Annotated in this window: 12 protein-coding genes and 1 pseudogene; 8 read left to right on the top strand and 5 right to left on the bottom strand. The window is 64.8% G+C overall.

Translation table 11 applies throughout. The annotated features are described in order from the left end of the window. The coding region (locus tag TR33_RS05695) for a helix-turn-helix domain-containing protein (RefSeq protein ID WP_084570216.1) at positions 1–614 on the bottom strand (614 nt) is incomplete at its 3' end. A gap of 435 nt (positions 615–1,049) precedes the next feature. Here TR33_RS05695 and TR33_RS25895 point away from each other — a divergent pair. The 6 genes from TR33_RS25895 to TR33_RS05665 all read left to right on the top strand — a co-directional run bounded on the left by TR33_RS25895 (position 1,050) and on the right by TR33_RS05665 (position 4,522). Further along, positions 1,050–1,493, top strand: coding sequence for an ATP-binding protein (locus tag TR33_RS25895; RefSeq protein WP_234305758.1), 444 nt, complete (start codon positions 1,050–1,052; stop codon positions 1,491–1,493). A gap of 374 nt (positions 1,494–1,867) precedes the next feature. Next, on the top strand, positions 1,868–2,128 hold the full coding sequence (locus TR33_RS05685; RefSeq protein ID WP_042281898.1) for a hypothetical protein: 261 nt from the start codon (positions 1,868–1,870) through the stop codon (positions 2,126–2,128). Continuing rightward, entirely contained in the window at positions 2,125–3,045 is a 921-nt protein-coding gene (locus tag TR33_RS05680; protein WP_234305757.1) for an SAM-dependent methyltransferase, read from the top strand. Before TR33_RS05685 ends, TR33_RS05680 begins: the two co-directional genes overlap by 4 nt. A gap of 137 nt (positions 3,046–3,182) precedes the next feature. Beyond that, positions 3,183–3,389, top strand: a complete 207-nt coding sequence (locus TR33_RS05675; protein ID WP_042281897.1) for a DUF397 domain-containing protein — start codon at positions 3,183–3,185, stop codon at positions 3,387–3,389. 258 nt (positions 3,390–3,647) lie between these two features. Further along, positions 3,648–4,223, top strand: a complete 576-nt coding sequence (locus TR33_RS05670) for a helix-turn-helix domain-containing protein (RefSeq protein ID WP_017536438.1) — start codon at positions 3,648–3,650, stop codon at positions 4,221–4,223. A 131-nt stretch (positions 4,224–4,354) separates the two neighbouring features. Next, a complete protein-coding gene (locus tag TR33_RS05665) occupies positions 4,355–4,522 on the top strand; it encodes a BldC family transcriptional regulator (RefSeq protein ID WP_014910824.1) in 168 nt (55 codons plus the stop codon). A 760-nt stretch (positions 4,523–5,282) separates the two neighbouring features. Here the strand turns inward: TR33_RS05665 and TR33_RS05660 are convergent. The 3 genes from TR33_RS05660 to TR33_RS05650 all read right to left on the bottom strand — a co-directional run bounded on the left by TR33_RS05660 (position 5,283) and on the right by TR33_RS05650 (position 8,895). Then, complete coding sequence (locus tag TR33_RS05660; protein WP_042281895.1) at positions 5,283–6,296, bottom strand: alpha/beta hydrolase; 1,014 nt, start codon at positions 6,294–6,296, stop codon at positions 5,283–5,285. Positions 6,297–6,620: 324 nt separating this feature from the next. Beyond that, entirely contained in the window at positions 6,621–7,154 is a 534-nt protein-coding gene (locus TR33_RS25665) for a hypothetical protein (protein WP_159068774.1), read from the bottom strand. A 799-nt stretch (positions 7,155–7,953) separates the two neighbouring features. Then, positions 7,954–8,895, bottom strand: a complete 942-nt coding sequence (locus TR33_RS05650) for a GlxA family transcriptional regulator (protein ID WP_035904878.1) — start codon at positions 8,893–8,895, stop codon at positions 7,954–7,956. A gap of 108 nt (positions 8,896–9,003) precedes the next feature. Here TR33_RS05650 and TR33_RS05645 point away from each other — a divergent pair, with 108 nt between their 5' ends. Together TR33_RS05645 and TR33_RS05640 are read left to right on the top strand one after the other, a co-directional pair. Next, complete coding sequence (locus TR33_RS05645; protein WP_003941073.1) at positions 9,004–9,315, top strand: putative quinol monooxygenase; 312 nt, start codon at positions 9,004–9,006, stop codon at positions 9,313–9,315. A gap of 404 nt (positions 9,316–9,719) precedes the next feature. Further along, positions 9,720–11,046, top strand: a pseudogene (locus TR33_RS05640) (ISL3-like element ISPfr2 family transposase). 201 nt (positions 11,047–11,247) lie between these two features. Here the strand turns inward: TR33_RS05640 and TR33_RS26555 are convergent. Beyond that, entirely contained in the window at positions 11,248–11,649 is a 402-nt protein-coding gene (locus TR33_RS26555; protein ID WP_159068773.1) for a hypothetical protein, read from the bottom strand. Positions 11,650–12,130: the final 481 nt, after the last annotated feature.

Genomic DNA, 12,130 nt, shown 5'->3' with positions numbered 1-12,130 from the left:
CCGCAGAGACCACAGTGCCTTCGCACTTCGCCCGGGATCACCTGGAACCGGATCTTATCGTCCTTGGCCAGCTTGACGATGTGGTGAAGCTGCTTGTACATGATCTCCTCATCGCCGACGATCCTGTCAACGACGATTTGGTCCACTACGAACCACAGCAGGGGGCGCTGGGTAAGGTTCGGCAGCCTGTTCACACGGAGTTCAACAACCTCCTCGATCTCCTCCTGAGTCTTCCGCACCTGCCGAGCTGTGACGAGTACACGGGTGTACTCGGGGGTCTGGAGTAGCCCTGGGATCAGGATGGGGTGGTACTCGCAGATCTTCCTGGAGCGGAGTTCGGATTCCAGCGCATCCTTGAACCATGGCAGGACGTCTTTCCCCTCAACGACATCCAGCCATTGTTGTAACAGCTCGCCATCGGTAGCGAACATCTCGTCCAGTTTGCGAACATGAGCCTTGATTGGGGCCCTTGTCGCCCTCTCTAGATGGCCAACCATCCCACCGCTCAGGGACAGTCCTTTGCCGACCTCGGCAAGTGAAAAACCAGCTCTCTTGCGGTGTCGCCGAAGTAGTTCACCAAACCCACGCCATTCGGGTAGCACCTTGTCGCCCATGGAACTAGCTAACTACGGATGGTTACTTTTTACAACCCCTATGCAACATTGAATCCCTGATTGGTTGTATCACTAGCCCTCTGACCTGCGGCTTGGCATAGTAATCATCAGGTGCCTGCGGCACCTCCTTGGGTTCAAGAGAAACCAAGGGGAGGTTTCAGGTCGGATGTTCCCTTGCTAAGGGATTTGAGAGCTTCTGGGGCAAAGGTTCTCGTGAGCACCATAGATCACGGGGCGACCTCCCTGGCTCTCTCACCCTTGGCTAGGGAGGACGATATTGGTTCGTTTCGAACAGAAGGTGCGAATCGAACTCTGAACAACAAGAACCCCGGGGGCCGAAGTAGAAGGCGGCCGCCCGGGGTTGTGACCCACCCCGATAGCTCCGAGGTGAGACGAATGAAGTGTACTGCTCTGAGGCCGCGTGGGGACAGGCCTTTGTCCTCTGCCTACCAAGTGCTCCACTACCCCGATCCCGACAGGGTCGGCTTGCGTGTCCGCCACACGGTCGCGGCCCGTGCCGCTGCGCAGAACTGGGTACGTCGCCACGCTGCTCGGGGGATCTCCAACCCGGTGGCGGCTGCGGAGATCGCGAACCGGGCCTCGTTGATCGCGTGGGAGTTGATGGACAACGCTCACCGTCATTCTCACTCGGGTGCTCCGGATCAGACGCTCACGCTGATGTTGGAGCGTTCGCGGTATCTGTTGTCGATCACGGTCACCGACGCCGGCCCTACCCCCGGATGCAAGCGGCTCTCTTTCCCGGAGCAGAAGAGCCACGGCGGAGGGCTCGGCAGGGTGGCTTCGCTCTCCTTCTATTGGGACTGGGACGGATGCGCGGGTCTACCGGTGACGGTCAAGGCCCGGATCGAACTTCCCTGACCAGCGTGAAGGAGCACATCGTGAGCATGATCCCGACACAGGTCCGACGCAGCATCCCAACCACCAGCACGTTCATCCCGCCCGAGGCCAGCACCACGTCCACCTCACCGGTACAGCGGGGCAGGCACGCCCTGCCGTCCCGGACGGGAACCCTCACCCGTCCCAAAGCCACCGACACCACTACTAGCCCGGTCGTCCCGAAGGTTCGGAGGAGCTGGTTCGGTCTTCCGCGCCGGTTCGCCCACTGGGCCGGCTTCCTTTCGGCCCCCGAACCCGAGCAGCCCGTCCCGCCGAAGCCTCCGGTCCCTCTTCCCCGTCGCACCCCTCGGCCCTCGTCAGGCTCGCCGGCTCCTGAGAGTCCGTCCGCCTCGCGTGTGACAGAGCAGAGCGCCGCCGCGGAGTTGAGCGCGTTGCGGTTGTTGGGCCGGTTGAGCGTGCAGCAGAGGCTTGCGCGGGTGGATCACCGGTTGAGTCTGGCGCGGCTGTTGGTCGACGGGATCTTGGACGAACGCTCCCGGGTGGAACGGCAGTTGCGCGAAGCCGAGCGGGCCGAGCAGGACGCCGGCACCCAAGAGCTCGGTGTGGCCATACGCCGCTACCTCGACCAGGGTGGACGGACGTGGACGACCTCATGAGCACACCCGGTACCGGAAAGACCATGACGTGGGGTGCGGCCCGTAGCGGCACTTTGTTGGATCGTGAGGAATGGGCGTTGACCAACGCGGCCCGGACGTTCGACTACCTGGACTACGGCAAGGATTCCTGGAGCCAGGACCGCCATGTCGCCGTCAAGATGGCGGAGGCGTCGCCGGGGTTGGCGGGGCAGATGTTGGTGCACCGCAAGGCCCGCGAAGGTGTGGTGGACGCGGTCTGGCGCTCGTTCTCTCAGGTGATCGATCTGGGGTGCGGGTTGCCGGCGATGCGCCGGGCTCCGCATGAACGTGGCCGGGTGTTGTGGGGGCCGCGGGCGAGGACGGTTTATGTCGACCACGACCTCGCCGCCTTGGCTGCTGTTAGGGCGTGGTGGGAGCACCCGGCTCAGGTGCGGGGGTACAACGTGCGGGTGCTCGATCTGGATCTGCGCTACCCGGAAACCCTGGTCAACGCTCTGGGTGAGCATCTGGATCTGTCGGTGCCGGTGGGGGTGCTCTCCACCCTGACCCTCGACCACTTGGAGGATTCCGAGGTCACAGGGTTGGTCGAGGCGTTGGCCTCCCGGCTGGCTCCGGGGAGCGGATGGGGGATCACGCACCTGTCCGGGATGGTCGGCGCCGCCGAGGTCTACACCGGCCAGGCCCAGGAGCAGGGTGCGGATACCCGGTTGGTGGCACGCGAGGCGGACGGGTTGCGGAAGGTCTTCGAGGCCTCGGGGTGGGGTCGGTGGCGGGGCTTGTCGCCGCGTGAGCCGGGTGGGGGAGAGCCACCGATCGCCGCCCTGACCACCCTGGACGCCTCCGCACAGCCTGACCGTCCTGCCCGAGTCGCTCGGTCCGAGCGCTCCGACCTCTCCGCTTCTCCCGTGCGGCCTGCCCGCTCTACCGGGGTCGACTGATCGGAGTCGTGAAAAGGCTCGGTGCCCTCACCCGAGAAGTGAGGGCACCGTAGAGCCCGCGTGGGCTCGTTCCCGGGGGCGGTGGCCGCCGCCTTCCGGGGTTTCAACCGTAAGAACAAGCAGACAGAGGATATTTCATGAAGATCGTGGAGACCCAGGGTCGTAGGTTCTTGACCGCCGGGGTGTGGCACAAGGCCGAGGCCTCTCAGGGCGCCTCCAACTGCGCCGCCGCCAAGCTCGTGGATGGCGGGAACGTGTTGATGGGTGACACCCAGAACCCCGACCAGGTGCGTTTGACCCTGCCGGGCAGCGCTTGGGACGCGCTGGTGCGTGCCCTCGCCTAGTTGATCCCCCCAAGACGACGGGGTACTTGCGGCCTGGCAGCAGCAACGCGTGGCCCGTCCGGTGTCCCAGGAGGCGCGCTCTAAGGAGCGCCCTCCTGGGGCCCACCCCTGAACCACGGCACTTCCGGAAGAACAGAGATGACGTACCCCGATCCGGATTCGCTCTCGATCGCGGAGAGGTGCCGAGTCCGTAGAGCGGACAGAGAAGCTCGTGCCTTCCTCGTCCACTGGGCCGGGTCGACCGTTCCCGGAGCGCGCATGACCGGCCCCGAACAGCCCGAACACTTCATGAACGATGACCGGCCCGTGTCGGTGGAGAGCAAGGAGGCCCAGGTGGATCAGGACGCGGATTCTCTGTGCTCCGAGTCCAAGAAGGCGCTCGGTGTCCACTTGAAGCGGCTGCGCAAGGTGGCCGGGTTGAGCGGATATCGGCTCTCGGGTGTGGACCAGTCGACGGTCTCGCGGATCGAGACCGGACGCATCCGCCCCTCCCACGAGCTCCTGACCAGGCTTCTCGATGCTTACGAGGCCGACCAGGAAGGGCGTGAGCAGGCCTACCTGCTCTGGGACCAGGCCCAACTGCCGCTCCAGACCCGGCGTCGGCAGGTCGAGGGCACCCGTCCCGCGTGGGACCAGGCCGCCCGCCCGGCCTGCGGCCCCACCCTGCTGGCCGGGGCGAGCGCCGCCGAGGACGCCGCCCGCTACCTGACCCGCGCCCAGTGGGCCGGTAACAGCCAAGCCCGCAGGAACGCCTTGCTGGACGACGCCGAAGGACGACTGGTCCAGGTCTTGGCCGCGCTGCACGCTGCCCGAACACGGACATCGGCGCGATGAACATCCTCCTGTTACGACTTCCATGCCTCTGATACGGGGCCGGCGCACACGACCGACCCCCCTGAACTTCCTTGACCTCCGATAACGACCCCCTTTGAGAGAAGAACATGACGCAGCCGGATGTCGACCCCATGGACCTGTTGACGCCCCAGGAGGTGGCGCAGGCGTTTCGGGTGGATCCCAAGACCGTCCGTCTGTGGGCCCAGGAAGGAAGACTGCGGTGGGTGCGCACGCTGGGCGGCCATCGCCGGTACTTCAAGTCCGACGTTCAACGCCTGCTCACCGAGCCCGGACGGTGACCACGTGGGCCGAATGGAAGCAACACGGTGTCTGCTCTCTCTGAGACGGGGGAGTAGACCGTCCCGGCCGTGATCGGGACACGAAGACCTTCCGCCTCCCGCGCGTCGGTGACGTGCGTGGGGGCGTGAAAGCCGGCGTGGTGGTGCGGTCGATCTTGGACGACGTGGATCAGCTCTCCGGGGCTCTGTCAGGGTCCCGTACCGCCGCGCTCACCAAGCCCCGCCGCCTTCGGGTGGCGAAGGCCTCGCCCGGCCTTGGAGTCGAGTGGGGTCGTGGGGAGCGGGCCGGGGGTGTCACCACCACCTCCGGCCCCTCCACAACACACATCACCGCACGTGGACGCTGCGAAGACCGGTGAGCCGGAGCAGTCATAGATCGTGAGGGCCGGCTGGATGTCGGAGCCCAGGGACTGGAGACCCGACGGGCTCCGATCGGGACCCTCCGCGGGGGTCGCACCCGAAGCGCACTTCGGGCGCGGCCCCCGACCAACGAGTACCCCGGCATGGCCCGGGACGGTCTTCGATTCCTCCACCGAGAGGCCCTGGTCGATGAACCGGGTGGTGCGGAGGCGTCGAGCCGGCGGTTCGCGGTGACACCGATCGACCCGCCTGGGTGCGCGCCGGCCCGTTTCCCAAGGTCGAGCTCGCGCGCACCATGACACGGCGAGGCCGGCAGAGCCTCGACCACGTGCGGAGTGAGGCGACCGCTTCGCCGATTCCGTGTGCCAGAGCCGCCAGGTCCTCCGCGGGAAGCGGGGGGCTATCCGGCCGAACGCAACCGCCCGATCATGCCGTCCAGGTCGGCGCGCACCAGCTCCGGGCGGACGAAGTGACCGCCACTGACCTCGTGCGACTCGTGGGGGATACCGGCGCCGTCCAACAGGGCGCGGAACTCACGCTGCCCGGCCAGGACCTGTTCCTCGTTCATCCGGTCGAACAGATCGAACGGGTCGGGGCTGTCCCCGGCGACCATGAACACGCGCTTGCCGCGATAGCGTTCGACGTTCTCCACCGGGTTGTCCGCGCTCACCCGGCCCTCGTCCCACGGCACCCCGTAGACCGTGCCGCCACCGAGCTCGAAGGCCCCGGAGGTGAAGTTCGCCCAGTGGGTGACCAGACCGAAGTCACGGCGCGTGCTCGCCGGGCCCGAGTAGGAGCTGACCGAGGCGAAGTGACCGTAGTACTTGGCCGCGTACTTGAGCGCGCCGAAGCCGCCCATCGAGAAGCCCGCCACGGCCCGACCGTCGAACTCGGCGAACGTGCGGAAGTTCGCGTCGACCCAGGGCAGAACCTGGCTCATGTGGAACGTTTCCCAGTTGCGGGGGCCGACGTTGGTGGTGACGGGGTTGCTGTACCACCCGCAGGGCCCGCCATCGGGCATCACGATGATGATCTGCTTGTCCTCGGACAGCTCACGGATGCCGGCCTTGTCCCAGCTGATGAAGTCCTGGCCCGGCCCGCCACCGTGCAGCAGGTACAGGACGGGGTAGGTGCGCCCGTCATCGCGGTAGCCGCGGGGCACCAGGACGTTGATGGCGGGATCCCACGCGACCTCGTCCGTCTCGAAGCGGTAGTACCACATGCGGGGGTCGTCCTCGTTGTGCGCGACGAGGCGCAGACCGGCGTGGTCGGGGGAGGGGAGAGGCCGTGCGGCTGTCTCGGCGCGGGCGGGGGACGTCGCCGCCAGAAGGCCGCCGGAGGCCACGGCCATGCCGAGCGAGAGACCGCCGACGTTCTTGAGGAGGGTTCGGCGGTTCGGGGGGTTCGGGCTCAAGTCGACTCCAGAGGGGTACGGGGGAGACCCGCGCGGGCCGCCGCCGGCCGGTCGAGAGGGTACGAACGGTCGGGTCGCGGCCTGCGTGGGGCGGCCACCTTGTTGTGGCCGCCACCCCAGTGGAACAGGGAGCCACGGTGGGCGCACGGGGGGTTGCGATAACAGGTTCGTTAACCTTCTTCGCCTGTGGGTGATATGCGCGTTCGTTTCCTACATCGTGGCTCCAAGCCCGAGCGAAGGAAGCGCCCCGTTGAGCCCTCAGGCCCTGCCTGGAGGTGATCACGACGGTGACCGGCGAGGCCTGGCGACCCGTATGGAGTCATCTCACCGCAACCGCTTCCCCGCCTCCCAATCATCAGAAGTGGCCAGAACAGGCCCGGAGACAGACCTGGCGCCGGTGGCATAGAGCATCCACCAAAGCTCCTCGAACGGCACCACCGGCTCTCCGCGGGTATCTACGAACACACTCACGCCACCCCCGTCCGAGCCGACGACGTCCCACCAGGACCATCGTCTGTCCTCGGGGTCGAAGAGCGATATCCATTCATGCACCCCCCAGATATCACCCTGGCGATGTCGGTAGTAATTCTCGCAACCTTGCAGCACGAGATCATCGGCCGGTCCCTCAACGGGTTCGGTGTCACAGAAGGAGGTGAGGAACCATCCGGGAAGCGATGAGTGGTCAAAGTGCTCACGCTCAAAACCTTGAAAGGAGCCGATGACGATCACCGAAGTCAGAACCCGCCTGAGTCGGCAAGCGTACTCTCCCGCATCCGACAGGGGGTTCACATCCATGCGGACCATCACGGAAGGAGCCTCTCCTACCGGGCCGAAGCGAACCCGATTCATCTCATCCATGAAGGTCCTTTGGCTGCTGCAAGATTCTCCTGCTGTTAGGGATAATGCTCGTCAGGAAACCGTTGGTCATTCTTGGCGGAAAACCAAGTCGGTGCCGTCGGATCGGCATCGCCGTCCTCGAGTGTCCGCACCGCTTACACGCCAAATCTCATCGAATTATATTTCATGGCCGGGCGATCAGGAAAAATCACCGGACAGCCAGGAAGAAATCTCCCTTCCATCGCTTTCGGCATCCCTCAAGTGAGAACCAATGTCACCGCTCTCCTCCAGGGAAGAGCGAACCCTATCGACCAACCTGGACACTTGATGCCTGTTCCAGGCGACCCTGGGGTCGCTTTCAGCGTCTACCGCATCCGCAATTTCATCCAACTCCCCTTCCACCCACCAGAAAACCCAATCGTTAGAGGCTCTTCCCAGATGAGGGTGTAGGTCGGCCGGGCGCGTCGGTCCGCAGATAGACGTCGAGGTCTCCCGACGATGGAGGTTCCTACGCCATCCATCCGAAAGACCTCGACGTGACCGACGCTACCCCGCCGGCCGGCTTCGGCCGCCCTGACCTGACCGCCTTCGCGGCTCATCCCAATCGACCCTGATCGAGTCTGCTGACCCCCTCGACGAGAACGCAGCGACATCACAGCCACCCAACCCCGACCGTCCGGGAAGCCGGGACACGTCACATGGCCTGTGCTGCGGGCGTGTCGAGTGGGTCGTCCAGGGGCGACGCAGGAGCGTCGACGCGACGTGCTGAGAGGTGGTTCCAACCGAGCACTAGGACACCGGCTACAGGCATGGCGATAGGTCAGGAACGGCGTCGCTCCCTACGCAGGAGGGAGCGCAGAGTCTCGGCGTTCGCGTAGCCGACCCGTCGCGCGATCTCGGCGGAGGTGAGGTCCGTGGTTGCTGAGAGGTGCCGAGCTCGTTCGATGCGAAGCCGTTGGACGAAGCCGAGCGGAGTGAGGTTGAGCGCCGCGCGGACTCGTCGTTCGAGGGTGCGCCGGCTGGTGCCGAGCGACTGCGCGACGAAGGCGACGTTGAACGGTTCGTCCAGGCGGGCGCGCACGAAGCGTTCGAACTCGACGACGATCGGGTCCTCGTGCCGGAGATGTTCGTAGGCGACGAAGGCCGCCTGCGACGGACGCTCGTCGATGATGAGGAGCTTGGCGACATGTTGGGCCAGGTCGGGGCTGATCGATCGCACGAGTGAGAGCGCGAGGTCGATGTGGGCGAACGCGGCGCCGGCGGTGACGAGGTTCCCGTCGACCACGACCATGGTGTCGAGATCGAGGGCGACGGTCGGATAGCGCTTCAGGAACTCCGGCCCCAGGAACCAGCTGGTCGTCGCCCGCCGATGATGCATCCGTCCGGTCTCGGCGACAGCGAACACGCCGGTACACGCCGCGGCGATCCGGGTGGTCGCGTCGTCGAGGCGCCCGAGCGAGGCGATGACCGAACGAGCATCTCGGCTCTGGAGGGCGTCGTTGGTAGCGGCGGCTGTGAGGGTTCCAAGCGCAGGGACGACGACCACGTCGAACTCTGCGGACTCCGACAGCGGGTGGTCCACCGACAGGGTCATCGATGCCGTCGTGGTCACTCTCCGTTTCGGTCCGAGGATGGCGAGTTCGATCGGGTCGATCCGCGGGTCGACATCGCCGCGGGCTCCGTCGGCCACCCGCACGATGTCGATGACCGACGCGACAGCCGAACCGAAGCAGCCGTCGATCGCGATCAGTCCGATACGCATGGCGCGAACAATAGCAATACTGCCGTATACGCCACTTCTCACATGCCCTTGCTCGTCATACGCTGAACTCGCTTCACCAAGAAACCTCGACACCTAGGAGAACCCCTCATGTCCACACCCGCATCACTTCCGTATGCCTTCGTCGCCAAGATCGTCGCGGCCGATGGACAGCACGACGCGCTCGCCGATCTGCTCGCCGGCGCTGTCGCGCTCGCCAACGAAGAAGTAGGAACGATTGTCTGGTTCGCGGTCAGGACCCACGCCGACACCTTCTGGATCTTCGATGCATTCCCCGACGAGGCCGCTCGCGACGCCCACGCCAACGGCGCCATCGTCGCAGCCCTGATGGCCAACCAGCACCTCCTCGGCGCAGCACCCGAGATCCTGGCGGCCGACGTCCTCGCGTCCAAGCTCCCGTAGTCCGCCAACGCACGAGACGATCGCGCCCCGCCGAGCGGTCGCCAGGTCGCGACGCAACGCCACGCTGCGTTGCCGAGCGGTGCGAGGCCTATCGGCACACGGACAGGATGCCGGCCGCGAGCGCTCAGCCGGCGAGGGGTCCGTCGCAGAGGAGAGCGACGTCGGTGTCGGGCAGAGCCGTGAGGCCAGCGCATCGCGCGACCACCAGAACCGAACCGCCCCTGCCCTGCGTTTCCGCAGGTCAGGGGCTGTTCGTCGGAGCCGCCTGTCGGAATCGAACCGACGACCTAATCAGGGTCTTCTCAGATGACGGTGTAGGTCGGCCGGGCGCGTCGGTCCGCAGATAGACGTCGAGGTCTCCTGATGACGGAGGTTCCTACGCCATCCATCCGAAAGACCTCGACGTGTCCGACGCTACCCCGCCGGCCGGCTTCGGCCGCCCTGACCTGACCGCCTTCGCTCGACTCGACGGCCTCGGTCTGAGCGTGACCGGACAACGACTTGAACCGGATCGTGCGGTCCTCGCGTGCCGCGTGGTGGAACCAGATCAGTGGTGCCGACGGTGCGGCAGCGAAGGCGCTTGCTCGTGACACCGTGATCCGGCGGTTGGCCCACGAGCCGCTGGGCTGGCGACCGACCGTGCTGGAAGTTGTAGTGCGCCGCTACCGCTGTGCCGACTGCGGACACGTGTGGCGCCAAGACACCAGCGCCGCGGCGGAGCCACGCGCGAAGCTCTCGCGCACCGGGCTGCGGTGGGCGCTGGAAGGGATCGTGGTCGCACACCTCACCGTCGCCCGTGTCGCCGAGGGACTCGGGGTCGCGTGGGACACCGCCAACAACGCGGTCCTGGCTGAAGGCAAGCGGCTGCTGATCAACGACCCCACGCGGTTTGAGGGCGTGAAGGTCATTGGCGTCGATGAGCACGTCTGGCGCCACACCAGGCGTGGCGACAAGTACGTCACCGTGATCATCGACCTCACCCCGGTCCGCGATGGCGCCGGCCCAGCAAGGCTGCTGGACATGGTCGAGGGCCGGTCGAAGGCGGCGTTCAAGACCTGGCTCGCCGACCGCGACGACGCCTTCCGTGACGCGGTCGAGGTGGTCGCGATGGACGGCTTCACCGGGTTCAAGACCGCCGCTGCAGAGGAGATCCCGGACGCGGTCACGGTGATGGATCCCTTCCACGTCGTGCGCCTGGCCGGTGACGCCCTCGACAGGTGCCGGCGCCGGGTCCAACTCGCGATCCACGGGCACCGTGGGTTCAGGGACGACCCGCTCTACAAGTCGCGGCGCACGCTGCACACCGGCGCGGACCTGCTCACCGACAAGCAGAGCGACAGGCTACGCGCGCTGTTCGTTGATGACGCTCACGTCGAGGTCGAGGCGACCTGGGGTGTCTACCAGCGCATGATCGCCGCCTATCGCCACGAGGACCGGCAACGTGGCCGCGAGCTCATGGAGAAGCTGATCACCGACCTCAGCGCCGGCGTCCCCAAGGTGCTCACCGAGCTCACCACCCTGGGCCGGACCCTGAAGAAGCGAGCCGCTGACGTGCTCGCCTACTTCGAACGACCCGGCACCAGCAACGGGCCGACCGAGGCGCTCAACGGACGGCTCGAACACCTGCGCGGCTCCGCACTCGGGTTCCGCAACCTGACCAACTACATCGCCCGAAGCCTGCTCGAGACCGGCGGCTTCAGCCCCCAACTCCTACACCCCCGATTGGGATGAGCCCCTCCACCGCACCCGACACGAAACACGTGTGGTGGCCGGTGGATCACAGGCACGTATCCGGCAGTCGGGGAGTTCTTTCGGGGAATGAGGCTCCGGGGCCCTCCAATCGCCATGACGGGGCAGGTGCTCGCCTTCGTCAAGAACCACTTCAAAGATCAGAGTGGCACCCCTGCCCCTTCAATCTCCTTGTAAATAGACTTAATGCAAAGGATTTTTCCAATCTCCCTCTTCGATGCCAAAATATTCCGAGAATGAAGTGATGAAAAGTCGGGCTTGATCGGTGACCAAGGGGGGTTCTTTTTTGACTATCTCAAAATACTCTCCCAATGTCATGAGGGCTGCTTCCTCCCTTCCGGTCAAGGCCTGTCCAACGGCTAACTGCCTCAACTGGAACTGGTCGCACTGAGTGCACTCTAGATATTCAACAACATCATTGATTCCGCGAAATTTGTTGAAGAAATTCTCTTCAGCGAAGAGTACGTCAGAAGACAACGCCTGAACGGCTTCCTGGGCATTGTCGCTCCTGAGGATCGACCACTCGTTCTCAAAATTCACCAAACCGAGCTCTGTGTGCTTGAGGTCGGAAAGCGAGACTCCCACCGAAGCCAATCCCGAGTATAAATTCCCCGAGTGGGGAAGTCCAATAAACCTGGATACAAGATCTCCAATCGTCGGACAGCGCACCCCGAGGGAAGGATTCAACCGTATTCCGTAGCCCTTTTCCAGGAGATCTAGTCTTAGCTGATAAATAACCGAAGGAGAGTCAAATTTAACAAACCCGCCTCCCTCGAAATCACACCGACCCCAACCTCGCGAGGACAAGCATCGATCAATTTTCTCTAAAGTCTCACTCATTAGCAATCTGGACACATCCAAGCATCAATCTCCACAGGCATCCTTACCTTGTCGCCCTTTCTCATGCCATAAGCTTCAAGGCGGCTCGAGCCCAAAGTTGCACCGACTCCGCCCAGTTCAGGGTAGCCAGACTGCTGGTTGGGAGTGACTGTCGCACCTGAGCCCGTTTTCACTTCAATGGCTCTCCAGTTGCCACTGGGATCTCTTGCCACAAAGTCCGCTCTAA

It is taken from the genome of Nocardiopsis alba (genome assembly GCF_000710955.1).
Lineage (GTDB): Bacteria > Actinomycetota > Actinomycetes > Streptosporangiales > Streptosporangiaceae > Nocardiopsis > Nocardiopsis alba.
Note: the sequence above shows the minus strand (reverse complement) of the source record. Positions and strands in the feature narration are given on the sequence as shown.

Bases quoted from the DNA above. Each gene is read 5' to 3' on its own strand.
- TR33_RS05680 (WP_234305757.1), top strand. From the start codon at position 2,125: ATGAGCACACCCGGTACCGGAAAGACCATGACGTGGGGTGCGGCCCGT.
- TR33_RS05675 (WP_042281897.1), top strand. From the start codon at position 3,183: ATGAAGATCGTGGAGACCCAGGGTCGTAGGTTCTTGACCGCCGGGGTG.
- TR33_RS05670 (WP_017536438.1), top strand. From the start codon at position 3,648: ATGACCGGCCCCGAACAGCCCGAACACTTCATGAACGATGACCGGCCC.
- TR33_RS05665 (WP_014910824.1), top strand. From the start codon at position 4,355: ATGGACCTGTTGACGCCCCAGGAGGTGGCGCAGGCGTTTCGGGTGGAT.
- TR33_RS25665 (WP_159068774.1), bottom strand. From the start codon at position 7,154: ATGGATGAGATGAATCGGGTTCGCTTCGGCCCGGTAGGAGAGGCTCCT.
- TR33_RS05650 (WP_035904878.1), bottom strand. From the start codon at position 8,895: ATGCGTATCGGACTGATCGCGATCGACGGCTGCTTCGGTTCGGCTGTC.
- TR33_RS05645 (WP_003941073.1), top strand. From the start codon at position 9,004: ATGTCCACACCCGCATCACTTCCGTATGCCTTCGTCGCCAAGATCGTC.